This is a genomic window from Parapedobacter defluvii (assembly GCF_014642075.1).
Lineage (GTDB): Bacteria > Bacteroidota > Bacteroidia > Sphingobacteriales > Sphingobacteriaceae > Parapedobacter > Parapedobacter defluvii.
The window spans coordinates 386794-411565 of sequence record NZ_BMIK01000003.1 but is presented as its reverse complement, the minus strand read 5'-3'; the positions used below and the strand labels follow the sequence as shown (position 1 = coordinate 411565).

Genomic DNA, 24772 nt, shown 5'->3' with positions numbered 1-24772 from the left:
TTCTCGGTATAGTCAAGCGGCTGCAGTACGAGCGGAGCCTGACAGCCCACGATGACGGCAACCAAACAGGAAACGGTAAATATAATTTTGATTTTCATATACGGTTTATTCTAATTTTTTTGTGGCTAGTCCTATAAGATACTTATTAACTTATTTTCCTCAACAGGGCCTCAAATACCTGTGATATCCACACAAGATTAAGGCGTTCCGAAAAATGACCTCAATTTTTATGTTATAATTGGCTAACTCGTCGATATCCGTCGTTACAAATGACTGTTATTTGTTTTACATTTAAAAGTACGGATGTCAGTCAAACGGTTGCGTAATTCGCGCAACCGTTTGATTTAGAGCGGAGGGCAAAAAGCATTACCACATGTATGGCCATACACGCGGCAATGGTAATCACAATACGTATTATTCCTTATTTGAATCTAGCATCGTCTGTAAACGGGCTTTTCCGAAACGTTCTATGAATGGGTTTTTTCGTTGACTAATTCGCTGTAATACTGTTCATACAAAGGCATGATATTCGCCAGCTGAAAGTCTTTAGCTCGTTCAAGGGCGGCCTCCTTGAATTGCTCCAAACGGGTGTTGTCTTCCAGGATGTGGATGGCATTCGTGGCCATTGCATCTACATCTCCCACATCACTGAGGTAACCGGTTACTCCATCTACGTTTAATTCGGGCAGGCCTCCTGTATTGGATGAGATGACCGGCACTTTGCATGCCATGGCTTCCAGCGCGGCAAGGCCGAAACTTTCCGAACCCGAAGGAATGATGAATAAATCCGATACGGATAGAATTTCTTCGATCGCATCCTGCTTACCAAGAAAACGGATGTCTTTGTCAACACCCAGCTCACGCGATAACTGTTCGGCATGGGTACGCTCGGGACCATCGCCCACCATCAGCAATTTGCTGGGGATTTTTTCCTGTACTTTTTTGAAGATGCGGATTACATCTGTGGTACGCTTTACTTTCCGGAAATTGGATGTATGCACGAGGATGCGCTCATCGCCCGGTGCAATAGCCTGTTTGAAGTGCTGCCGGGGCTTCAGACTGAAACGGCTTAGGTCAACAAAGTTGGGGATCACCCGGATTTCCCGCTTCACGTCGAAGTAGTTAAGCGTTTCCTCCTTTAAATTATTCGATACCGCTGTTACCCCATCCGATTGGTTAATGGAAAACGTCACCACCGGACTGTAGCTGGCGTCTTTGCCCACCAATGTAATATCCGTGCCATGCAGGGTAGTTACCACCGGTATATGGATGCCGTAGGTGGCCAGGATCTGCTTGGCCATGAATGCTGCGGAAGCATGGGGAATGGCATAATGTACATGCAATATATCCAACTTTTCAAACCGGACCACATCTACCAGTTTGCTCGCCAGTGCCAATTCGTAAGGCGGAAAGTCGAACAAAGGATATTTGGATATGGTCACCTCGTGGTAATAGAGATTCTCGGAAAAGAAATCCAGCCGGGCGGGCTGGCTATAGGTAATAAAATGGATCTGATGCCCATTGGCTGCCAGTGCCTTGCCTAATTCCGTGGCTACTACGCCGCTTCCACCGAAGGTGGGATAACATACGATGCCTATCTTCATGTGCTCCCTCTAAGTAATCGAGTGCAAAGTACGTATAAATTTTCCGACGCGATATTCATGTAAACGTAAAAAGATTGGGATACTACCGGATCACTTGCAGATAACTAAAAAATTAATTGTAAAACTAAATAATTAGTTTTATGTTTGTAGGGTAGATATTCAATGTCTAAAGTATTGAAGTATTTTTAAGTTGGGCGATTTAGGATTAATGATTGATAGACGGTAAATATATGAAGGAATTAAAGGAATTAACCCGTGTGGAGGAACAGATTATGCAGGAGTTATGGGAACTGGACAAGGCATTTGTCAAAGATATTATTGATAAATTACCCGCTCCCAAGCCTGCATATAACACCGTATCCACCATTGTACGGATCTTGGAAACGAAAGGCTTTGTCGCTCACGAAGCCTTTGGCAAGAGCCACCGCTATTATCCGCTGGTATCGAAAGAAGCGTACCGCACGTTTGCGACCCGCAAGCTCTTGCATGGATATTTTGATAATTCAGCAAGGAATATGCTGTCGTTCTTTGTAGAAGAGAAGAAACTTGACCTACAGGATGCGGATGACCTGTTGAAAATGCTTGAAGAAGCAAAGAAGAAAAAGGAGAGGTAGCTATGTTTTATTTAATCTTGGCTAATCTTTATCTAGCCATTTTTTTTGCCTTTTATTGGGTGGCATTACGTAATCAGACTTTTTTCCGATGGAACCGCGCGTGTTTGCTGGGCGGGTTGGTTTTGGCGTTTGTCTTGCCTGCATTGGATATTTCTGCTTGGTACGCTTATCCCAACGCGTATCCTCAATACCTGATCGGCAACGGTGAGCCGGTTGTCGTGGAGGCCGGTGCGGTTGATGTATCCCAACCCGAATCCCTGGATTGGAAAAAGGTACTGGTAGCGATATATGCGATAGGCTGTGCCATATCATTCCTGTTTTTTCTGTTGCGCATGGAGCGGACGCTTCATCGGCTGCGGACATTCCGGCCGGGTGCTGCCTTCTCATTTTTTGGTGCGATCCGTGTCGATAAAAACCTGGTGGGGTATGAACAGATTGAAGCACACGAGAAAGTGCACGCAAAGGAATGGCATAGTGTGGACCTCATCGTGATGCAGCTTGTCAAAATCGTTAATTGGTTTAATCCAATTGTATATTGTTACGAACATGCCCTTCGGATGCAACATGAATACATCGCCGATGGGATGACTGCGGACGGTGATAAGCTGGGGTATGCTGAGTTGCTGGTGGCGAGAGCGATGGGTGTCGAGCCGGTCGTCCTTTCCCATACATTTTCAAACAAACGTTGGTTAAAACGCCGTGTGTCGATGCTGTTGCGGGATAAATCCCGCACGCGTAGCTTACTTCGGTACGCCCTGTTGCTGCCGGTGATCGGGATATTGGGAGTTTTCTCCATTGCTTGTAACCAGCAGCAATCAAATGGCAGACAGCCATCGTTGTCGGTAGAACCCGTAGCGGATACGGTGGGTGGATTGGTCAGTGTGGCTGAAAATATCAAGCTGTTTAGCGAACAAATAGGTAAGAATGTTCCTTATGCCCAGGAGGCGATACGCGATAAAAAACAAGGAGCTTTGGCTTTTACCTTTGAAAAAGCTGAAAATGGGCATATTGAGCATATCAAGTTCCTGAATGAATTATGGGAAGGGCAGCAAGAACAGGTGCTGCGGGTTTTGCAATCCAAGCGTGTGGATAGCTTAGCTCCAACTGGCAAATACTTGGCAACCATAGAATTCCGTCTTTCGGGGAAAGGAGGTATGTCCGACGAAATGCTACCACCGCCACCTCCGGTTCCTGCAGAATATACCATCCTGAGTCCCATAGTGATCGTAGGTTTCCCTCCCAAAGTCACCCGTCGTTCGGAACCAAAATCTACAAGGGCAGGACAAAATGCGAAGCAAAACGAAGAGGCAAAAACTATCCTGAAAGACGCTGTGTCTGGCAATCAGGTATTCCAGTCGGTTGAGGTCAACCCTGAACCACAGGGAGGTATGCGAGCGTTCATGGAGTATATCGCCAAAAACTACGATTATCCACAGGAAGCAATCGAGGCGGAAATAAACGGGAAACTACTGGTTTCTTTTATCGTGGAGAAGGACGGCAGCTTAACGGATATCAGACTTATAGAAGATCTCGGATATGGCACCGGTGATGCCGCATTGCGTGTGGTCAGGAACGGTCAAAAATGGTCGCCCGGTATTCAAAATGGACAACCGGTCCGGGTAGCCTACACGTTACCTATCCGGCTAAACCTGCAACAGTGAGATCCGCCCGGCCAATTGGCCGGGCTTTTTTCGTTTAAGGAGAAGCCAATTGCATAAGAATGCCGCACAGATAACCTGCGTAGGTGCCAACCGCGTAAGCGCAAACCGAGAGAATGACACCAACAGAGACCAACGATGGATGGAATGCGGCGGCTGTAGCGGACGCCGAAGCCACCCCGCCGATGTTGGACATGCTGGATACGGCAAAAAAGAAAAAAGGTGCACGGATCAGCCAGCCGACCACTGCCAGAAAACTGACGTGAAATAACATCCAGGTAATTCCAACTAAGAATAACCCTGGATTGTCCAGTATGGCCAAGATATCCATCTGCATGCCAATGGAAGCGATCAGCACGTAAAGAAGCACCGTTCCGAGTTTGGATGCACCTGCCCCCTCTAACTGCCTTGCCTTGGTCGTTGACAGCAGAATGCCCAAAATCGTGGCGATGAGAATGATCCAAAAAAAATCAGAGGTGAGGCTGAATTTGTCCAGATCCGGTGCATTCGTTTTTACCCAGTCGGCAATAAAGGTACCCGCCCAATGGGCGATGCCGGTGGTACCAAAGGCCAAACCCAGCATAATCATCAGGTCTTTTACTTCGGAGATACGTGTATTGGCTTTGCTATAGGCTTCCATTCGGCCTGTCAGTTCCTCCACGGCACGGTTATCCGCACGGAAAAAGCGATTCATCCGTTCCGCTTTGCCCGCGCCAAATAAAAGCAATGCCATGTATCCATACGCTATAAATACATCCACCGCGATGGTGGCTGAAAATAATTCCGGTGACGGCTCAAAAATCCGGTACAGTGCAGCTTGGTTTGCCCCACCACCGATCCAGGAACCGGCCAGGGTAGCGAGTCCGCGCCAAACCTCATTAGGCCCTTCCCCACCGACAATTTCGGGGGCAAATAGGCCAACCACATACACGGCAAAAGCACCCCCCAGCATGACGCTTACGACGGTTGCTGCAAACATGACGCCCGCCTGTTTGCGCAGCTTCCAAAGTTCCGGCAGGTTAAGGCTTAAAGTAAACAGCACCAAGCAGGCAGGCAGCAGGTAGTTGGAGCTTACGCCATAGATTGCTGAATTTTTTCCGTCGATAATTCCCGCTGAGTTCAGCAGTCCAGGAATAAAATAACACAGCAGGAGTGGGGGCAGAATCGCATACAGCCGTTTGAAAAAACGGGAAGACAAAGAAGATGTGTAGAAAACCAATGCGAGGATGGCCATCAGAAGTCCAAAGACTACCGCATCATTGGATATCCATGGCGTAGTTGTGGCGACTAAGATCATAAACAAAAGTACCATTCTGATCTATAAAAAGGGCATATAAAATATTTCTCCTATTTTAGTAGCCATAAAGAATATGCAAAACAAACTGTCCCGATTTTTGGAGAATTATGGAGGCATACTGCTTCTGCTTCTTGGTATCGTACTGGGTAGCATTGTAGGTGTTTTTTTTCCGGAAGCGGTGGGGTGGCTAAAGCCTTTGGGGGATGTTTTCCTCAATCTGTTGTTTGCTGCGGTAGTTCCGTTGCTGTTTTTTGCCATTTCTTCGGCGGTGGCAAATATCGACGGCTCACAGAAATTAGGGCGTATTATTTCAGTCATGGCCGGCGTGTTCCTGTCTACCATCGTTATTGCAGCACTTTGTACGATGGTGGTTTTGTGGTTTTTTCCCGTTGAGGCACCGCAGGTTCCGGCGGAGTCGGTAAGTGAGCTCCTGCAAGCCGGTTCGGACGATACGTGGGGTGATAAATTGGTCAGGTTTGTTTCCGTGGATGAGTTTTATAAGTTGCTTTCCCGGGAAAATATGCTGGCGTTTGTGATCTTCTCCTTCCTTACGGGGGTTGCTGCTATGCGTTCAGGGCAGGCAGGTGATTCCTTCAGGAAATTTTTATCATCGGGAAATGAGGTGATGAAACACCTGCTTATTCTGATCATGAAGATTGCGCCGCTAGGTCTCGGCGCCTATTTTGCCTATCAGGTGGGTACGATTGGACCCGAACTTTTTGGTTTTTACGCCAAGCCCCTGGGCTTGTACTACCTACTGGGAGCATTTTATTTTCTGGTGTTTTTTAGCCTGTATGCTTACATTGCAGGGGGCAGGTCGGGTGTCGACCGTTATTGGAAAAATAACATCTTACCTTCGGCAACCGCCATCAGCACGTGCAGCAGTATCGCCACGATGCCTGTCAACCTCGCCGCGGCACCCCGGATGGGCATCCCTGCTTCAGTCGCGAACGTGGTTATTCCATTGGGAACCACCTTGCATAAGAATGGGTCGTCGATGTCAAGCATTGTTAAAATTTATGTGGCGTTTGTGCTCATCGGCCGGGATTTTTTCGAACCTGCAACCCTGATTACTGCACTTGGTATCACTGTACTGGTCAGCATTGTAGCCGGTGGAATTCCCAACGGTGGCTACATCGGTGAGATGCTGATGATTTCGGTCTATGGACTGCCTACGGAGGCCATTCCCGCCGTTATGATTATCGGCACGCTGGTAGATCCCATCGCTACCCTGCTAAATGCCACGGGCGATACGGTAGCGGCCATGTTGGTAAGCCGGTTTGCGCTAGGCCGTAAAGGATTGAACACAGAGGGGATAGAAAACGGATGACACGGATTAAGCGGATTGATGCGGAGGCATTGCGGCCTTTTGTGTCGTTTCAGACCTCCCGGAGCGGTGGCAGTGGTGGGCAGCACGTCAATAAGGTGGAGACAAAAGTCACGCTGCTGTTTGACATGGATGCGGTGACGTTCTTTTCAGCAGTGGAAAAGGACCGTATTCGGCGTCGTCTTGCCAGCCGGTTGCAGGCAGATGGGCGTCTGCAGGTTGTCAGTCAGGAAACACGCAGCCAATTGCAGAATAAGGAAATTGCCGTTCAAAAGCTAGTGGAGTTACTGGACCATGCCCTGCGGACCGACAAACCCCGAAAAGCTACCAAACCTTCCAAAGCGGCTGTTCAAAAACGCCTTGACGCCAAGCGTCAGCAAGCATTGCGGAAAATCAACCGGAAGAAAGATTGGCTTTAAAAGCGATAACTCATTCCCACCGAGCCATACCGATGCCGGAAAAACATGCCCGGCACCTCTTTGCTATAGAAAATATACTGCATGCGCAGGGTAACCAGCCGATTGGCGTAAGCTATGCCGAATTGATGATACAGAACCCAGCGGGAAGGCGTATAGGTTACCGGACCTTTATCGTGGAGGAACATGCCGCCCTGTAGTGTCGCATCGTATCCCACAAATCGCAACTGGGGAGTATAATAAAAAAACAATTCGTTGTTTGCTGTTGAGCCATTTACCTGTAGCCGGCTGGATGTGAGAGCCGATTGGTAAAGCGGGTTAATCCGACCCAGTCGCAGTGTTGGTGCAACCGACAGTCCGGTATGATTTAGCCCCAATATCGCTTCTGCATAGGCAGAGAGATCAAGCCAATGGGCTTTATTACGGTATAGCAAGCCGCCATATTGCACCGAAGCGTCCAAACCGGCGGCATTCTTTAATTGATATTGCCATCCGGCAATGTCATAAAGTTTAAGCACTTTATGGATACTTTCCTGAAATTGCCTTCCCAGTGCCCGCTGCCCGATGGTTCCCAGTTCCACGCTGAAAGAAAGATAGGATTCGTTGGTAAAGTAGCGGTCAAGATCGGCGGCAACAAATAAATAAGCGGTGATGGGTCGGTCTACTTCTTCGATATAACGGATCTGGGCTGTGTAAGCATTGTACATTTTCTGCCCTACCGTTATCCCCCATAGCCGATTGGCCTCCTTTGCGGATAACTGTGTGCTGTCTGCTGCCTTCCGGATGTTAAAAAAAATACCGTTGGTGTAATATTGATCCTGCTTATTAAATAGATAGAGGTCATTGTCACTTCGGAAATTGAGCTCAGCGCGGGGCAGGGGCTGTGCGAGGCCCATGAAATGACTGAAGAGTATACAGGTTATGATGCCGGCCTTGCCAGCGCTATATAGGTTGTTGATCATTTTTTTCTCCCCGGAAACAAACATACGGATTTTTTTCCTCCCTGTTTTTGTTTAGAATAATTCTAAAAAATATCAATCCCTTGCAATATTCGTAGCTTCGTTTTGCAATTCGTAATTTTGCATTCCGGTTTAATCCATTGGGGGATAACGAAATGAAGAAAAGTTCGGTAATAGCTATCATTGTAATTGCATTAGCCATTGCGATGATTATTGTGATGTATGCGGATTCGAGTACCTATTCGACATTTACGGAGGCGAAAGAAAAGCAATCCGAATTGTATGTGGTAGGGGTGCTCAACAAAGAGAAGGAGTTGCTCTACAATCCCACGGTGGATGCTAACCATTTTTCGTTCTACATGTATGACAACGACAGTACGGAATGCCGGGTGGTGTTCCGGGGGGCAAAACCGCAGGATATCGAGCGTTCGGAACAAATCGTACTAACGGGTAAAATGGTAGGTAACGAGTTTCATGCCAGTAAGATCTTGATGAAGTGTCCATCTAAATACAACCAAGACGAAATAGAAGTGATTGAAGCAAACACGGCCCAGACAATAGGGTTTGTTGACACACCAATCGATTAATCGATAATATGGATATAACCTATGTAGGCGAGAGCCTGTTGCCGGGCAAAATCGGTCAATTCTTTGTCATCCTTTCTTTCGGAACTGCGCTTTTATCGTGTATCAGTTATTACTTTGCCGCACCTCACAAGGAAGACCGTTCTTGGCTGAACATTGCACGGGTTGCATTCTGGATCAATGTTGCCGCAGTAATCGGTATCGGAAGTAGCCTGTTTTATATCATTTACAATCATTTATTCGAATATCACTACGCCTGGGCCCATTCTTCGAGGTCCTTGCCCACCCATTATATCATTTCCAGTTTTTGGGAAGGACAGGAGGGAAGTTTCTGGCTGTGGATGTTTTGGCAGGGTTTATTGGGAATCGTATTGGTTTTCAGAGCCAAAAGTTGGGAAAGCCCGGTAATGGCAGTGGTTATGTTATGCCAGGCTGTTTTAGGATCCATGCTTATCGGCGTAGAGATTTTTGGCGAACGGGTGGGTAGCTCGCCCTTTATCCTGTTGCGGGAAGCGATGAACGCTCCGATTTTTTCGGATCCGAATTACCTCGGGATGATTGCGGATGGTTCGGGTTTGAACCCTACGTTGCAGAATTATTGGATGGTGATTCACCCGCCGGCGTTGTTTCTTGGCTTTGCTGCGATGATTGTGCCCTTTGCGTATGCCGTGGCGGGATTATGGCAACGGCGGTACAAGGAGTGGATCGCAGTGGGTATACCCTGGGCACTTTTTGCCGTAATGGTATTGGGAGCAGGGATTATCATGGGGTCATTCTGGGCGTATGAAGCCCTGAATTTCGGTGGTTTCTGGGCATGGGATCCCGTGGAAAATGCATCCATTATTCCATGGCTTACGCTAATTGCTGCCGTGCACGTAATGATTGCCTATAAAAATTCAGGACATTCTTATTTTACGGCTGCGTTTCTGGCGATGATCAGTTTTGTGTTGGTAATTTATGCTTCTTTCCTTACACGTAGCGGCGTATTGGGCGAAACATCCGTTCACTCATTTACCGATCTCGGCCTTTATTGGCAGTTGGTGGCCTTTAATGTTATTTTCCTCGCCATCATGGTGTACCTGCTGGTGAGCCGGAAGAAAGAAATGCCCTCTTCGCAGAAGGAGGAGGATATTTATTCGCGTGAATTTTGGTTGTTTATCGGCGCGCTCGTGCTGGTCGTAGCCTGTGTACAGATTATCGCATCCACTTCCATTCCGGTGTTTAATGTGGTGTTTGGGACGAAGGTAGCTCCCCCGCTCGACCCGGTGCAACATTACAACAAGTGGCAGGCTGGCTTCGCGGTGGTAATTGGCCTGCTGTCAGCGTTCACGCAGTTTATGAAGTACAAGCGGACGGATGTGCGCAAATTTTACACCGCTGCGTTGGCATCGCTGGTTGTAGCCATCGTGGTGACTGCTGTAGTGGTATATATCACGAAAGTATATACCAATTTTATGTATATCCTGTTGGTATTTGCAGCGGCTTATACCCTGGTGGCGAATGGGAAGATTTTAGGAGATGCCATCCGCGGAAAATGGAAGCTCACCGGATCTGCTGTAGCGCACATCGGTTTTGGACTGTTGCTCATCGGCGGGTTGGTGGCTGCGGCCACCAACGAAGTAATTTCGGTAAACAGCAGCAACTACATTGCAGTGGCGGGCTTCGATCAGGTGGAAAAGCCCGGCGACAACCTGTTTCTTACCGAAGGGGAGCCCACCCAAATGGGAGATTACCGCATTACCTACGTAGGTGATAGCGTGGCCCCGCCCAATGTGTACTATAAAATCAATTACGAGAAAATAGACGAAGAGACCGGCCGGGTAACCGAAAGCTTTCAACTTCGGCCTTTTGCCCAAAACAATCCACAAATGGGTGGGCTCGTTGGTACGCCGGCTACCAAGCACTACCTTACCCATGACGTATATACACTGATTACGGCGGCGATGTCCGAGCCTCACCAGCAAGGACAGCAGGGTGGAGAACAAACCGGTTTTGAAGCGTATGATGAGCCTGCCACATACGAAACCAACATCGGCGATACACTTCGCTACCGGAATGGGTACATTGTCGTTGAAGGGATTAACCGGAATGCGACCGTTCAGAATATTCCACGTAAAGATGACGATATCATTGTGGGGCTGAAGCTACGCGTACATGCAGCAACCGGAGAGCAGTATGAGGCTGAACCGGTATTCCTGATTCGTGGAGGAACTACCTTCGATCTGTTTAAAGATGTGGAAGAGCAGGGGCTTCGGCTCCGTTTCAGCAACATCATGCCGCAGAAGGACAAGTTGGAGCTGATGGTATACCAAAAGCCATTGCCTGAAAAAAAATGGGTGGTGTTTAAGGCCATCAAATTCCCCTATATCAATTTCTTCTGGTGCGGAGCCATTGTGATGACCATCGGTTTCTTCCTGTCCATTTTCCGCCGTAATAAGGAAATCAGAAAAGAGCGAATCAAACCTGCTTAGTCCGTATGGATATTGTATTGCTTGGAAGCGGAAATGTGGCTACTCACTTCGGTAAGGCGTTATCCCATGCAGGACATCGGATCGTACAGGTATACAGCCGTGACCTAGCGCATGCTGCTGTACTGGCTGATGCGTTAAACACCAGTGCCATCGACGATTTGGCTACCGTTGATCCGGCTGCAGATGTATACCTGATCGCCGTAAAAGATGATGCAATCGGTCAGGTGGCTGCACAGTTACCTGCTTCGCTGAAAGGTGCCGTTGTCCACACGGCGGGAAGTGTTGAAATGAACATTCTTGCATTGCAGGCACGAACATACGGTGTAATCTATCCTGTACAGACCTTTTCCGTGGCAAAACCGGTTTATTTTTCCGAGGTGCCCCTTGCGTTGGAGGCTTCGGACGAGATTACTTATACCCGGTTGGCAGAACTGGCCGCTAGCTTATCCATCCGGGTGTTTCCCTGTGATTCCCGGCAGCGGCTGGCGTTGCATATGGCGGCGGTATTTGCCTGTAATTTTACAAATCACCTTTATGCCATCGGCGCGGCTATCCTTCGAGAACATGCGTTGGACTTTGACCTTATCCGGCCGCTTATCCTTGAGACTGCCGAAAAAGTGATGGAGCACCAACCGGAGGACGTGCAGACCGGCCCGGCGGTTAGGCACGATACCGGCACGATACAAAAGCATTTGGCGGCGTTGAACGGCCGTCCCGATTTGGCAGCACTTTATCAGCTAATCAGTGACCACATTAATCATCCGCAGGTTATATCCAGTAAATAGCTGCCTTTAACCCAGTCTATATGCAGTATGAAATGCTGGATATAGACTGGATATATACTGGATAAATACCGGATAATGAGTGTATCTTATCTATCCCTGAATTGTCCCTTTATCCGCTCCAGATTACCGATCATTTCCTCTATCCGCATGTTCTCATGCTTGATGTATTGTTTCATGAATACGAAATGGCAGATCAGGAACCAGAAAACGACGAAGATGAAAATGCCGGCCAGTGTCCAAAAGGGCAATATGAAATACATTTCAATGCCGTATAATGCGAAAGCAACGGCAATGCAGATTTCATAAACCACATAGCTCCGGGTATTGAAGCGGTTGCGTTTTTGTTGGAAAGCCCGCAAATAATTGATATAATCCTGTGGTTTGGACAATAAGTGCCTGTTTCGGCTGATATCTTTATAGTCGTTTAGCTGATTTGCGAAATAGTAACCAATGCACCCCACCATGATGGCTAGTGCCAGGTATGTGGTCCAGGTTGAGAAATCTACCACGATGCATATCCATAAAGCGGTCAGGACAGCAGTGCCCACGGCCACACTTTGCCAAAACAATTTTTTCGTCAGCGCAGTCCGATGACTTTTAATGTGCTGTAGAATTGTTTCAAAGCTAACGTTTGGCTCGGGTTTTTGCCCTTGCCAAAGCTGTTGTATCTCATCAAAGCCTTTCATTACTGTTGTATATTTCTGTTAGCTTATGTTTTATCCGGTGTATTTTTACCCGTAGGTTACCTTCGGAAATGCCAGCCACTTCAGCAATTTCCGGGTAAGGTATTTCATCCAATACCATCGTGATAATAATGCGTTCATTTTCATCCAGTTGTGAAATGGATTTATACAATAAAGCAATTTGCTCTTGTTTTTCGGAAGGTTCTTCCGCATAATTTTCAATGATGTTATCATTGAGTTCATCCGTCGTGCGGCGTTTGGCCGTGCGGAGGTAGGAGAGGCAGGTGTTTACGGCAATGCGGTATATCCAGGTAGAAAACTGTGATTCGTTTCTGAAGGTATCGAGGTTTTGCCAAACCTTAATAAACGTCTCCTGCATCAGGTCGTTTGCCGAATCGCTGTCGCCCGTATATCCATAACATAGGTGGTACACCTTTTTGGAGTTCTTTTCAAATAGTTGCTGGAACAGTTGTCGCTGGTCTCTCATGCACGGCAATTACAGTCTATTTGACTTGTTAGCGGCAAATATGTTACAAAAAATCCATACCTTTATGGCTATGGAGACGCTGATACCCATACTGATCGCAATTGTGGTTTTTGCCTTTCAGGCATATGCTAATTTCCAGAAGGAACAGGAGAAGGCGCGTAAACGGAATCCAGGGCAACCTCCCTTGCCTCCGTTGCCGGAAGAAAACGCCGAACGGACAGTAGCCAAGCCCCGGGCAGATGTACAGCGGCGGGTGCCGGAACCTCCTCATACCCAAAGGCATTCCCCGCCTATACGGGAAGCATTTGAAAGCTACTCGGGATTCGTGGACGTGGATGAAGTAAAGCGTGTGAAAAAAAACCGGAAACCACAGCTTTCATCGTTGCGGGTAGAAGTGGATGAGGGTACAGATACCTCCCCATCAAAAGACGGAGTCACATTTGACTTACGCGATGCGGTGATCAAATCCGTTATTCTGGAACGGCCGTATCCTTAATTATTGGCGGTCTATAATCAAATTAAAGTTATCCATATCCTTCAGAAACGGTAATCCCTTGCGGGTATCTTCGATATCTTTCCGGTAAATGGTAAATGTGTATAGGTCTTCATATTCCGGTTTATAATACACCACGTCTCCCATGGGAGAAATACACATGGAACCTCCGGAATAATAAATTTCGTTGCCATCGTGCCCTACACGGTTCACACCGATAACAAACGACTGGTTTTCGATCGCACGCGCGGGAATAAGGCTTCGCCAATGCGCCGAGCGTTTATCGGGCCAGCTAGCTACATAAAGTAAGATATCATACGCATAGTTAAGATTACGCGACCACACCGGGAAGCGCAGATCATAACAGATCATCGGACATATTTTCCAACCATTCAGCTCAACGACGACACGTTGGTTGCCGGGCGTGAATACCGTATCTTCACCCGCCATACCGAAGAGATGCCGTTTGTCATATTTAACATAATTGCCTTCCTTGGTCATCCATATAAACCGGTTATAATACTTGCCCTCTTCTTCAATGATCAGGCTCCCGGCTACAACGCAGTCGTATTGCTGGGCTGTTTCCAGCATCCAGTGCATCGTCTTGCCGTCTGACTTTTCTGCACATTTCTCCACGTTCATCGTGAAGCCGGTATTAAACATTTCGGGCAGTATAATGAGATCGGTTTTCTCGCGGATTGCAGACAATCTGAGCGACAGGTTATCGAGGTTTTTATCAATATTTTCCCAGAAAAGGTATGCTTGAAAAGTCGTAATTTTTAATGCATCCATATCCATCAGCTAGGGTATCCCGTTATAGTTAACCTGCAATTAGTACAAATTAACAAAAATTATCTGAAAGCAAATGATAGCTCTCTATGCTGCAATTATTTTGCCAGTTATTACGTTGATCGGTCCAGGAGGTATTGTGCCATCGTTTGCAAGGGAATTTTCCGGTTTTTTCCGCAACTGATTTTATCAAGTGCTGTGTAGGCTTGTGTCGCATAAGATTGTTTGGCAGATTCCGTAGTCTGCCTGATACCGAGATCATTGTAGGCTGCGGTAATCTCGTTTATTTTCTTTTCAGGCTGATCATGGGTTTCCATCCACTTGTGCAGTATGGAACGTGTTTCGACGTCTGCCGCGTCTAGTGCACTTAACAATAAATAGGTTTTCTTGTTGGCGAGAATATCCCCTCCACGTTGTTTGCCGAATTGTTCAGGGTCCCCGTACACATCCAGCAGATCGTCCTGTAACTGGAATGCAATACCCACGTTAACGCCAAAGTCATAGATGTGTTCGGCATCTGGTTCGGAGGCATTTCCCAAAATGGCACCTATTTTTAGGGCTCCTCCCAATAATACCGAAGTTTTCAATTGGATCATATGGAGGTAATCGGCAATGCTGACAGTCGAACTCGCTTCGAAATCCATATCCAGCTGCTGGCCTTCGCATACTTGTGTAGCCACCGTATTGAATGTTTCCAAGATGGCAGGAAGTTTGTCAGCGGGGCATTTTGCCAGCTGTTGGTAGGCCATGATCAGCAGGTTGTCTCCCGATAATATCGCGACGTTGGCATTCCATTTTTCGTGGACCGTTTGTTTTCCGCGCCTCAAAGGCGCCTGATCCATGATATCGTCATGTACAAGTGAAAAGTTGTGGAAGAGTTCTACAGCCAATGCAGCAGGTACTGCTTGCCGGATATCGGGGATGGAGAATAGGTCGGCCGCCATCAATGTAAGCAGGGGGCGTATGCGTTTCCCTCCCAATGTGAGCATGTACCGGATCGGTTCGTACAACATTGCCGGGACGGACGGGATGTCAAGCTCCGCTAATCCCCGGTTGATGTATTGCTGCCATGTAGAGGTATCGCCTGTCATATTCTGAAAATTGGTTGCTAAGATAGGAATATCTCTTCAAACGATTGACGAAACGATGACAAGCAAGGTGGATAAATTGGCAGGAGATTTGTCGTACCTTTGCAAAATTCAATACCAGTAACGTTGAAAACACTCATTGAGGAGCCTGTCTCCACTCCGGTGTCTGAAAATACAGAACCGGAACCTACTCCAGATTTTAATAAAACGATTTCAAGGGAGCGGATACGGATTGCTGTCGCGCTATTTTATTTTTGCCAGGGCTTGGCGTTTGCTTCGTGGGCAAGCCGTATCCCGGATATAAAGTCGGCATTGAATCTTTCCGATGCGCAATTGGGTACATTACTTTTTGCCCTTCCTTTGGGGCAGTTGTTGACCATGCCTTTGTCTGGCCGGTTGGTTACCCAATACGGCAGCCGGGGGGTGCTGCGTATCGCTGCTCCTCTGTATGCCTTGGTCTTGACTTTCCTCGCATTGGCGTCCACGGGTTGGCAGTTGGGTTTGGTACTGTTGGCTTTTGGCGTAGTAGGCAATATGTGTAACATTGCAGTAAACACCCAAGGAGTAGCTGCAGAGCAATTGTATGGGCGTTCGATCATGACCTCATTTCACGGCGCCTGGAGTATTGCCGGATTTATGGGTGCGCTGATCGGTCTGCTGCTGATTAATCTTCACATCGGTACATACCTGCATTTCTGGATCATTTTGATTTTTGTGGTAATCAATACGGTGATTAACGAAAAATTCCTTGTGAGCCATGTGGTTACCGAGCAACGGAAGACAAGCTTTTTCACAAAACCCGATGGAGTGTTGGTGCAACTTGGTATCATCGGGTTTTGCAGTATGGCAACGGAGGGAGCAATGTTTGATTGGAGTGGTGTCTATTTCAAGGATATTGTACAGGCTCCTTCTTCAATGGTCGTGGTTGGCTATGCTTCTTTCATGATTATGATGGCTGCGGGTCGTTTTATCGGCGATTGGGCAATCCGGCGCATTGGAAGGCGGACCTTACTACAGGTGAGCGGCTGTCTCATTTTTGTGGGAATGGGCATCGCGGTATTCTTTCCAACGGTAGTAACCGCTTCCCTGGGATTTATGTTGGTAGGGCTTGGTGTAGCATGTGTAGTCCCTTCAGTTTATAGCGCCGCTGGCCGGAATAGCAAAATATCTCCGGGTGTTGCATTGGCAATGGTGTCCAGTGTCAGCTACCTGGGCTTTCTCATTGGTCCGCCGTTAATTGGTTACATCGCCGAGTTAGCCAGCCTCCGTTATTCGTATGCCGTAATCGGCCTATTTGGATTGATGATTACCACCTTAATCTCCCTGACACAGGTGGTGAAAAACGGAAATTGAGAGGGAAGCTCCGTGCCCCCGCAAAAAAAACGCAGCGAACTCCGTGTAAAAAGATTAGGAGATACGATAATAAAAAAAATGTCTTAGGTTTGGTGGAATATAAGGGTTACATTTTGGGCATAATCGTATTAATAGGTGAGTAAGTTAAATAGATCTGTTGTACCGGACGCTGACTTAAAAACTGTTGAAGGCATTGCACTGGGCAATGCGGCTGTTTTAGAAAGCTTATATCACGATTATTTTCCGATTGTGTTGAACATGGTAATCCAAAACAATGGCACGGAGGAAGAAGCGAAGGATATTTTTCAGGAAGCAGTAATTGTGTTGTATGATAAAATCAGGCAGGGGAATTTTGAGTTGAGCAGTAAGCTAAAAACCTATCTTTACTCGGTATGCCGGAGGTTGTGGCTGAAGCAGTTGGGGAACCAGGAGCGAGCGTTTCAGGACGTTAGCAGCTACGAAGAAGTAATTCCGGTGGAGGATGATTTGGCAAAGCACCGAGAGACGGAACTGCAGTTATCGTTGATGGAGCAAGCGCTGGATAAATTGGGTGAACCCTGCCGGACCATTATCCATGACTTTTATATATTGAATTTGTCCATGCAGGAGATTTGCGAAAAATTTGGGTATACCAGTGCAGATAACGCGAAAAATCAAAAATACAAATGTCTGCAGCGATTAAAGCGATTGTTTTTTTCAACTACGTGAAACCTGCCTGTCGATGAACACGCAGGTTCCGCCTGATCACGAAGAACGATTATTTTTGAAACGGATATGATGATGAACGAACAGGATTTTATAGCACAGGCCGATCGGTTTCTAAGCGGTAGGATGGATAGCGCTGAGCGGATCGCTTTTGAACGGTATTGCGAAGAAAATCCGCCAGCGGCTGAGCAGTTGGCAACACACAGGCTGTTTTTACAGCAGCTCAGGCAGCATGCGGATCGAGCGGCTTTCAAACGTACGCTGGCTTCGGCAGCCGAGCGGTACCACCACCCGGTTATTCCGGCGACGTCGGTACGCCGGGAACCCATTCTGGTTACACTATGGAACCGGTTTAAAGTCAATTCACTGGTTGCGGCAAGTGTTGCAATTGTGGCAGTTTTTTCTACTTTGTGGCTATCCGGATATTACAAGACCATTGAAAAAACCACCACCAATTACAGTGCGTTGCGCAGGGACATGAATACGGTTAAGAAGAATGTGAATGCCCAGAATGCGGTGATACGTAATATCAACAGCGAAAAGCAAAAAGGAGGGCAGTCTGAGGGGCATTTCGGTGCTACCGGTTTCATCATTTCGCCCAATGGATATGTAGTGACGAACTATCACGTGATAAAGGATGCAGATTCTGTTCACTTGCAGAACACGAAGGGAGAATCATTTAGGGCAGATGTAATCTATATCGACCCTACCCATGATTTGGCGATGCTGCACATCAGTGATAGTACGTTTAAGACGCTGAAAAATACTCCGTATACATTTAAAGAGGCTGATTCTGAGCTGGGAGAAGATGTATATACCATCGGCTTCCCACGTGATGAGGTGGTGTACGGCCAGGGATATCTTAGCTCGCGCACCGGTTATGCCGGCGATACCACCGCGTATCAATTGTCCATTCCGGTTAATCCGGGCAACAGCGGAGGGCCCGTGATGGATAGCCGTGGGCAGGTGATCGGTATCATCAGCGGCAAGCAAACAGGGATCGACGGAGCTTCTTTTGCAATAAAAACCGAAGCACTGCTAAAATCCATATCGGCAATTCCGATGGATTCGTTGGAGAGCAGGCTGACGATTAACCGTAAGAATTCACTCAGCGGACTGAAACGTACCGATCAGATCAAGAAGATCCAGGATTATGTCTACTTGGTGAAGGTTTATTAAGGACTTTCTTGTGAAATTAAAAAAGCGATTGGCCCTCAAAGGTCAATCGCTTTTCTTATGTAATGCCGATTGTATGTAATCAAAGGTTGGGCTGCGGTGTAGTGCGCAGGTAAGGTTTGATAACTTTGTGACCTTTCGGAAACTTTGCGGGAATATCCTCGGTTGGGATTGCCGGAACCACAATCACGTCTTCACCGTGCTTCCAGTCGGCCGGTGTGGCCACACTGTAGTCTGCAGTCAGTTGGAGCGAATCAATCACACGAAGGATTTCATTAAAGTTACGTCCCGTAGAAGCGGGGTAAGTAAGTGTCAGCTTGATTTTCCTATCAGGACCGATGATGAAAACTGAACGGACGGTTGCTGTTGCTGATGCGTTCGGGTGAATCATGTCATAAAGTTCCGATACTTTCCTGTCCGAATCAGCAATTATCGGGAAATCTACTTCGCAGTTTTGGGTTTCATTGATATCATGAACCCAGCCGTGATGACTTTCGATGGGATCCACACTGACTGCGAGCACTTTTACATTGCGCTTTTCAAATTCGTTTTTCAGTTGGGCCGTACGGCCAAGTTCAGTGGTACACACCGGTGTATAGTCAGCCGGATGCGAAAACAATACGGTCCAGCTTCCTTCCGTGTAATCGTAAAAATCAATTTCACCTATTGTCGTTACCGCTTTGAAGTTCGGTGCGGTATCACCTAATCGTAAACTCATGTTTATTCCTCCTTTTGTAAGTTTCGTAGTCTACAAATTTAGTAGATTTTTGGGATAAAAAAAAGGCGAAACAAAATCATTTATACTCCGTCTAACCCTATATGGAAAAAAATGGATCTCCGGAGATGTCACCGCTGTATCGGAAAAGGGTGGCGATCGAGTTAGCGTTTTGGAAACATAAAATGACTAAAAAGCAGTCAGTAGGCAATGTATGGGCTAAAAAAATCCAAACTAAACTCAATAACCTGATTCCGGAGAAAGTACATCAGGCTATCACCTTCGCAATTGAGAAAATGGTGAAGACGGTGCTTTTCGGCGCGCAATACACCACTGCACCACCTAAGGTATACAGCAGTTTCCAGTTGCGCGAGGCTTACGTCAAGCGGCTTATAGATACATACAAGAAAACAGCCTCGCTGGAAGGGGCTATTACCGGTGCCGGGGGTATTTTGCTAGGAATCGCTGATTTCCCTGCGCTATTGGCAATTAAGATAAAAATGCTATTTGATATTGCGGCAACCTATGGGTTTGACGTACGGCAATACAAAGAACGGCTTTTCCTGTTAACTGTATTTCAGCTGGCATTTTCCAGTCATATACACCGTGCCGATGTATACGAGCGATTGCTGACCTGGGATCGGTATGCGCGGCAGTTGCCGGATGACATCAACAGTTTCGATTGGCGGACTTTTCAGTTGGAGTACCGCGACTATATTGATCTGGCCAAAATGGCCCAACTTATCCCTGTTATCGGAGCGGCCGTGGGTGCCGTCGTCAACTACCGCCTAATGGAACAATTAGGAGTTACGGCAATGAATTGTTATCGGATGCGTATGTTGGATCCTACATAGATAGGTTTGGAAAATGATCGACTAAATTTATTTGCTATGCAAGCATAGTATTTTTCCTTACCTTTGTCCAAAACCTTTCAGTTATGATATTCGAACTCACCGAAGAACAGCAGATGATCCGGGATGCTGCCCGTGATTTTGCCCAGAACGAATTGAAATCCGGCGTTATCGAACGCGATGAGCATCAGAAGTTTCCTACGGAACAAATCAGGAAACTTGGTGAACTGGGGTTTTTGGGTATGATGGTCGATCCCAAGTACAACGGTGCGGGGCTGGATACCGTTTCTTATGTGCTGGTGATGGAGGAGCTTTCCAAGATTGACGCATCGGCATCGGTGGTTGTATCCGTCAATAATTCCCTGGTTTGTGATGGTTTGGAAAAATACGGAACAGAAGAACAAAAAGAGAAATACCTCAAGCCACTCGCCGCTGGGGAAATCATCGGCGCATTCTGTTTATCCGAGCCGGAAGCAGGTTCAGATGCTACTTCCCAACGTACTGTTGCGGAAGATAAGGGAGATCACTACCTACTCAACGGCACCAAAAATTGGATAACAAACGGAGGTACGGCTTCTACCTACTTGGTAATTGCACAAACACATCCGGAAAAGGGTCACCGTGGTATCAATGCACTCATTGTTGAGAAAGGAATGGATGGCTTTACCGTGGGACCGAAAGAGAATAAATTGGGCATCCGAGGATCTGATACACATTCTCTCCTTTTCAGCGATGTAAGGGTACCTAAGGAAAACCGGATCGGGGAAGACGGATTTGGATTTAAATTTGCCATGAAAACGCTGGAAGGTGGCCGTATCGGTATTGCTGCACAGGCACTTGGTATCGCCTCGGGAGCTTTTGAGCTTGCCGTAAATTATGCCCGGGAGCGTCAAACCTTCGGTAAACCCATCGCACAGCATCAGGCGATCCAGTTTAAATTGGCTGATATGGCTACACAGATAGAGGCCGCCAGGCTATTGTGCTTAAAAGCCGCTTGGCTTAAAGACAGAGGTGAACCTTATGCGCAAGCGGCGTCCATGGCCAAGCTCTATGCATCTGAAGTTGCGATGAAGGCGACGGTGGAGGCTGTACAGATCCACGGTGGTTACGGATATGTAAAGGAATATCATGTGGAACGCCTGATGCGAGATGCTAAAATCACCCAGATTTATGAGGGCACATCCGAAATCCAACGGATGGTGATTTCGAGGGAAATACTCAAGGACTAAAGGAAAAATGCAAACGATGGCATGAAATTATTGATATTTGTCGTAATTTCGGCCCGCTGCATGAACATTGAGTAACAACTTTATAAAATATTGAGATGATGTATGTGATTAATCGCATTGTTCCGATGCGCCATTTTTGCTTATTGGGGTTATTTTGTATTTTATCGGGTGCCGTGATGGCTCAATATTCAGTCGGTGGCCAGGTACGTGCGGAGGATGGATCGGGGATACCCCGCGCATCGGTTCAGATCCTGAATTCTAATCTTGCCGTTTCGACGGATGAGCAGGGAAATTTTTTGCTTGAGCATGTACCTGCGGGTACCCAGGTTATTCGCTTCAGTACGCTGGGATACGCAACTGAAAACCGTACGGTAAGTGTCCAAGGAAATGTTACGTTGACAATCCAATTGACTGGCGTCGAAAACCGCTTGGATGAAGCTGTGGCCACCGCTCAGAAAATGGAAAACGATCCCCACGATATAGCGGCCAGCTTGTCAGTGATTGGTGCCCGGCAGGTAGAGCAGCAATACATTTGGAACGTTATGGACGTAACGGCTGTGGTACCCAATCTGAATATTGCAAACCCGGGAGACAATCGGAATGTCGCTTCCGTACGAGGTATTGCCACGACATCCTATAACCAGGCGGTAGCCACCTATGTGGATGGCGTCAATCAATTCGGATTGGATACTTATATCCCCTATTTACAGGACGTGGAACGTATTGAAGTGCTTCGTGGACCGCAAGGTACACTTTATGGCCGAAATGCAATGGGTGGGGTAATCAATATCATTACCCGGCAGCCTACGAACCGCACAAGTGGATTGGCGGAGGTTAATGTAGGTAATCACGGACAGCAGCGCTATCTTTTGGGCATCCGTACCCCCATTGTCAAAGATCGCCTATTTCTGGGGGCTTCGGGTATGTACAACGGTTTGAACGGTTTTTTTACCAACGATGTCGATGATTCGCGTTATGACAAGCAGCACACAGTATTCGGCAATTATTATCTGAAATACCTGATTAGCAATCGGTGGGCAATGACCTTGAATGTTAAGCATGTCTCGAATCGGAATCGCGGTGCATTTGCACTTATTCCCGGCATAGATGACGCTTTTGGAAACCCATTCCATCTCAGTCAGAATGCCCGGACAGAAATGGTGGATGAAACGCGGAATGTATCGCTTTCAATCAATCACTTCGGCAGTACCCTCAATTTCAGCTCACAGACTGCCTATCAGTCCAATTATCGGTATTACCAAGATCCCATCGACGGTGATTTTTCTCCGTTGGATGCCATTTCCATTGTCAACGACTATGGAAAAGACTGGAACCGAGTAAAAGTAGTTACGCAGGAATTTAAGTTTTCTTCGGCACCTTCCCACAACGCTCCCATTCACTGGACGGCGGGTACCTTTTTATTTCATCAGGACGCTCCCACGAAACAGGGAACCTATTTCGGTGCAGACGCAGGACTGATGGGGCCTGAATACGCCGATTATGCCCATACAACCAGCATCTTAACCAATTCGGCCGTTAATCAGGGTGCGGCTGTTTTCGGTCAACTAGATTACCGGCTGGGGAATGGCTGGGAATTCCAGGCAGGACTCCGCTATGATTACGAATATGCCAAGTTGGACGCCCGCGGTGAATTTCAGCCCGACGGCGGCGATGTGATGATTGTCCAACCCGATACATCGGCTTCCGCAGGTTTCCATGCCTTTACACCTCGGGTGAGTGCGAAATATGCATTCGACGATGCGCATCATCTGTATGCTTCTTATACAAGGGGCTTCCGTGCCGGAGGGATTTCCCAGCTTTCTTCCAATCCGGACGAGGCGTCTTTACGTCCCTTCGATCCGGAATTCAGCAACAACATGGAAGTAGGGAGCAAAAACCTGTTTTTGGACCGTCGACTGCAACTGGATGTAACTGCGTTCTATACACATGTTACCAATGCACAGGTGCCTACTTTGCTATTGCCGGACGCAATTACCGTAACTGAAAACACCGGACAGATGGAAAGTATGGGAGCTGAGGTGGAAGTGGCTGCACGGGTAGTACGGAATTTGACGTTGTGGGGAAGTGCAGCGTTTACCCATGCAGAATATACTGATTTTAATACAGTTGGAGAGAACGGCGACAACATCCAATTAAAAGGTAACCGGCCGGTGTATACACCGGAATGGACCGGATTTCTCGGTGCACAGTATGTGATACCTTTGCAACCCCGTAACAAGCAACACCTTCAATTGGGGGTTTATGGTAAATTCATTGGGCAACAATATTTCGTGGTGGATAATACCATCGGTCAGGAAGGCTATGGCCTGCTGAATGCGAATGTGAGCTATTCATTGAATGGTTATGAACTCAGTCTTTGGGGGCAGAATCTGGCAGATAAGCGATACATCGACTATGCCTATAGCATAGGCTTTGCAGCGGTACATTTGGGAAGACCCGCCACCTATGGTGTCACCCTAAGAAAACGGTTTGGCTCTTGATTAAAGTGTCAAAAACTTTTGCCGGTATTCCTTCGGGGTCATGCCGATAAATGCTTTGAATTGTTTGTTGAAGTTGGATAACGTATTGAATCCCGATTCATAGCAAATTTGGTCAATATTTTTCACTTCATGGGTAGAAAGCAGCTTGCAGGCGTTACGTATCCGGACTTCGGTGAGGAAGTACGAAAATGACTTACTCGTTTTTTTGGTGAAATAACGACTGAATGAGGTCGGCGTCATGTTTAATAGCGCTGATACCTCTTCCAGGGGAATTTTACGTTTGAAGTGCTGGGCAACGTAGGTGTATACAATGTTGATGCGATTTGATTCCACTTCCTTCATCGGATTGTGCACTACGTCATTATGCAGTAACTGATAATCTTTGGTCGTACTCAACAGATCGAGTATCCTGAAAAACTGAATGATGCTTTCCGTACCGTGCAGGTGAAGGAGCTCACGCATCAATACCGAGGTCTCTTCCGCACATTTGCCGTAGATGTCCATCCCGTATTGTGCTTTTTCCAACAAGGTTTTTACCTGGCTGAATTCATCTTTGTGAATGAGCATATTCCAAACGCTTACGTCGAAGTAGATAACCAGTCCACGACTGATTTTGTCTGCCGGCGGTTCAAGGAAGTATGCTTCCGTTCGCCATAAATGTGGGATGTTGGGGCCTAAAAAAGTCAGATCCCCCTTGTCAAAATGTTTTACCGTATTCCCTATGAAACGTGTTCCGGTTCCTTCGAGTACCAAAAAAAGCTGATATTCTTGATGGGCATGCCAGGTAGCATCAAAGTGTTTCTCGCGTAGTTCCCTGATAAGAAATACGTTGGATTGCGGGATGGTTGATTTCTGAACAGCTGTTCGCTTGATGGCCGTTTCCATACTTACACCAAATTACTTAATCCACCTGTGTAGACAACGTTTTGAGACTCAAACATACGATTATTATTGCATTATTTGTTTTATGGACCAATAAAACGGATA

General features: G+C 47.1%; 23 protein-coding genes. 14 read left to right on the top strand and 9 right to left on the bottom strand.

The annotated features are described in order from the left end of the window. Nucleotides 1-467: 467 nt before the first annotated feature. Nucleotides 468-1604 carry an N-acetyl-alpha-D-glucosaminyl L-malate synthase BshA gene (gene bshA / locus IEX60_RS08155; RefSeq protein ID WP_188749328.1) on the bottom strand — a complete coding sequence of 379 codons (1137 nt, stop codon included), beginning with the start codon at nucleotides 1602-1604 and terminating at the stop codon, nucleotides 468-470. A 230-nt stretch (nucleotides 1605-1834) separates the two neighbouring features. Here bshA and IEX60_RS08150 point away from each other — a divergent pair, with 230 nt between their 5' ends. After that, nucleotides 1835-2218, top strand: coding sequence for a BlaI/MecI/CopY family transcriptional regulator (locus tag IEX60_RS08150; RefSeq protein WP_188749326.1), 384 nt, complete (start codon nucleotides 1835-1837; stop codon nucleotides 2216-2218). 2 nt (nucleotides 2219-2220) lie between these two features. Next, nucleotides 2221-3879, top strand: a complete 1659-nt coding sequence (locus IEX60_RS08145; protein WP_188749324.1) for a TonB family protein — start codon at nucleotides 2221-2223, stop codon at nucleotides 3877-3879. Between the two features lie 34 nt (nucleotides 3880-3913). Here IEX60_RS08145 and IEX60_RS08140 read toward each other — a convergent pair whose 3' ends face one another. Continuing rightward, nucleotides 3914-5173 carry a DUF819 family protein gene (locus IEX60_RS08140; protein ID WP_229717479.1) on the bottom strand — a complete coding sequence of 420 codons (1260 nt, stop codon included), beginning with the start codon at nucleotides 5171-5173 and terminating at the stop codon, nucleotides 3914-3916. Nucleotides 5174-5246: 73 nt separating this feature from the next. Between IEX60_RS08140 and IEX60_RS08135 the strand changes: the two genes are divergently transcribed. Both IEX60_RS08135 and arfB read left to right on the top strand, forming a co-directional pair. Beyond that, nucleotides 5247-6503, top strand: a complete 1257-nt coding sequence (locus IEX60_RS08135) for a dicarboxylate/amino acid:cation symporter (protein ID WP_188749320.1) — start codon at nucleotides 5247-5249, stop codon at nucleotides 6501-6503. Continuing rightward, on the top strand, nucleotides 6500-6919 hold the full coding sequence (arfB, locus tag IEX60_RS08130) for an alternative ribosome rescue aminoacyl-tRNA hydrolase ArfB (RefSeq protein WP_188749318.1): 420 nt from the start codon (nucleotides 6500-6502) through the stop codon (nucleotides 6917-6919). The genes IEX60_RS08135 and arfB overlap by 4 nt, the downstream gene beginning before the upstream one ends. Here the strand turns inward: arfB and IEX60_RS08125 are convergent. Then, nucleotides 6916-7878, bottom strand: a complete 963-nt coding sequence (locus IEX60_RS08125) for a lipid A deacylase LpxR family protein (protein ID WP_188749316.1) — start codon at nucleotides 7876-7878, stop codon at nucleotides 6916-6918. The two genes, arfB and IEX60_RS08125, sit on opposite strands and share 4 nt — an antisense overlap. 152 nt (nucleotides 7879-8030) lie before the next feature. Between IEX60_RS08125 and IEX60_RS08120 the strand changes: the two genes are divergently transcribed. The 3 genes from IEX60_RS08120 to IEX60_RS08110 are packed head-to-tail and all read left to right on the top strand — an operon-like array spanning nucleotide 8031 to nucleotide 11715. Further along, a complete protein-coding gene (locus IEX60_RS08120; RefSeq protein ID WP_188749313.1) occupies nucleotides 8031-8462 on the top strand; it encodes a cytochrome c maturation protein CcmE domain-containing protein in 432 nt (143 codons plus the stop codon). A gap of 8 nt (nucleotides 8463-8470) precedes the next feature. After that, nucleotides 8471-10930 (top strand): cytochrome c biogenesis protein CcsA, encoded by a 2460-nt coding sequence (ccsA, locus tag IEX60_RS08115; RefSeq protein ID WP_188749311.1) that lies wholly within the window; start codon nucleotides 8471-8473, stop codon nucleotides 10928-10930. Nucleotides 10931-10935: 5 nt separating this feature from the next. Further along, nucleotides 10936-11715: a Rossmann-like and DUF2520 domain-containing protein gene (locus IEX60_RS08110; RefSeq protein ID WP_188749301.1), complete on the top strand. Its 780-nt coding sequence runs from the start codon at nucleotides 10936-10938 to the stop codon at nucleotides 11713-11715. An 86-nt stretch (nucleotides 11716-11801) separates the two neighbouring features. On the opposite strand, the gene IEX60_RS08105 is transcribed toward IEX60_RS08110, so the two are convergent. Continuing rightward, nucleotides 11802-12401, bottom strand: coding sequence for a hypothetical protein (locus IEX60_RS08105; RefSeq protein ID WP_188749299.1), 600 nt, complete (start codon nucleotides 12399-12401; stop codon nucleotides 11802-11804). Next, nucleotides 12388-12885 (bottom strand): RNA polymerase sigma factor, encoded by a 498-nt coding sequence (locus IEX60_RS08100; protein ID WP_188749297.1) that lies wholly within the window; start codon nucleotides 12883-12885, stop codon nucleotides 12388-12390. The genes IEX60_RS08105 and IEX60_RS08100 overlap by 14 nt, the downstream gene beginning before the upstream one ends. Before the next feature lie 70 nt (nucleotides 12886-12955). On the opposite strand from IEX60_RS08100, the gene IEX60_RS08095 reads away from it, so the two are divergent. Then, on the top strand, nucleotides 12956-13381 hold the full coding sequence (locus IEX60_RS08095; RefSeq protein ID WP_188749296.1) for a hypothetical protein: 426 nt from the start codon (nucleotides 12956-12958) through the stop codon (nucleotides 13379-13381). Here the strand turns inward: IEX60_RS08095 and IEX60_RS08090 are convergent, their stop codons facing one another. After that, entirely contained in the window at nucleotides 13382-14170 is a 789-nt protein-coding gene (locus tag IEX60_RS08090; RefSeq protein ID WP_188749294.1) for an amidohydrolase, read from the bottom strand. A gap of 110 nt (nucleotides 14171-14280) precedes the next feature. Beyond that, on the bottom strand, nucleotides 14281-15258 hold the full coding sequence (locus tag IEX60_RS08085) for a polyprenyl synthetase family protein (RefSeq protein ID WP_188749292.1): 978 nt from the start codon (nucleotides 15256-15258) through the stop codon (nucleotides 14281-14283). A gap of 123 nt (nucleotides 15259-15381) precedes the next feature. Here IEX60_RS08085 and IEX60_RS08080 point away from each other — a divergent pair, with 123 nt between their 5' ends. The 3 genes from IEX60_RS08080 to IEX60_RS08070 all read left to right on the top strand — a co-directional run bounded on the left by IEX60_RS08080 (nucleotide 15382) and on the right by IEX60_RS08070 (nucleotide 18492). After that, complete coding sequence (locus IEX60_RS08080) at nucleotides 15382-16608, top strand: MFS transporter (RefSeq protein WP_229717478.1); 1227 nt, start codon at nucleotides 15382-15384, stop codon at nucleotides 16606-16608. A gap of 135 nt (nucleotides 16609-16743) precedes the next feature. After that, complete coding sequence (locus IEX60_RS08075; protein ID WP_188749290.1) at nucleotides 16744-17316, top strand: RNA polymerase sigma factor; 573 nt, start codon at nucleotides 16744-16746, stop codon at nucleotides 17314-17316. A 66-nt stretch (nucleotides 17317-17382) separates the two neighbouring features. Next, nucleotides 17383-18492, top strand: coding sequence for a S1 family peptidase (locus IEX60_RS08070; protein WP_229717477.1), 1110 nt, complete (start codon nucleotides 17383-17385; stop codon nucleotides 18490-18492). Nucleotides 18493-18571: 79 nt separating this feature from the next. Here IEX60_RS08070 and IEX60_RS08065 read toward each other — a convergent pair whose 3' ends face one another. Further along, nucleotides 18572-19207, bottom strand: a complete 636-nt coding sequence (locus IEX60_RS08065) for a peroxiredoxin (RefSeq protein WP_188749288.1) — start codon at nucleotides 19205-19207, stop codon at nucleotides 18572-18574. A gap of 101 nt (nucleotides 19208-19308) precedes the next feature. Between IEX60_RS08065 and IEX60_RS08060 the strand changes: the two genes are divergently transcribed. The 3 genes from IEX60_RS08060 to IEX60_RS08050 all read left to right on the top strand — a co-directional run bounded on the left by IEX60_RS08060 (nucleotide 19309) and on the right by IEX60_RS08050 (nucleotide 23785). Then, nucleotides 19309-20058, top strand: coding sequence for an EcsC family protein (locus IEX60_RS08060; RefSeq protein ID WP_229717476.1), 750 nt, complete (start codon nucleotides 19309-19311; stop codon nucleotides 20056-20058). 83 nt (nucleotides 20059-20141) lie between these two features. Next, nucleotides 20142-21284: an acyl-CoA dehydrogenase gene (locus IEX60_RS08055; protein ID WP_188749286.1), complete on the top strand. Its 1143-nt coding sequence runs from the start codon at nucleotides 20142-20144 to the stop codon at nucleotides 21282-21284. 95 nt (nucleotides 21285-21379) lie between these two features. Continuing rightward, nucleotides 21380-23785 (top strand): TonB-dependent receptor, encoded by a 2406-nt coding sequence (locus tag IEX60_RS08050; RefSeq protein WP_188749284.1) that lies wholly within the window; start codon nucleotides 21380-21382, stop codon nucleotides 23783-23785. On the opposite strand, the gene IEX60_RS08045 is transcribed toward IEX60_RS08050, so the two are convergent. Then, nucleotides 23786-24670, bottom strand: a complete 885-nt coding sequence (locus IEX60_RS08045; protein ID WP_188749281.1) for an AraC family transcriptional regulator — start codon at nucleotides 24668-24670, stop codon at nucleotides 23786-23788. Between the last annotated feature and the right edge of the window lie 102 nt (nucleotides 24671-24772).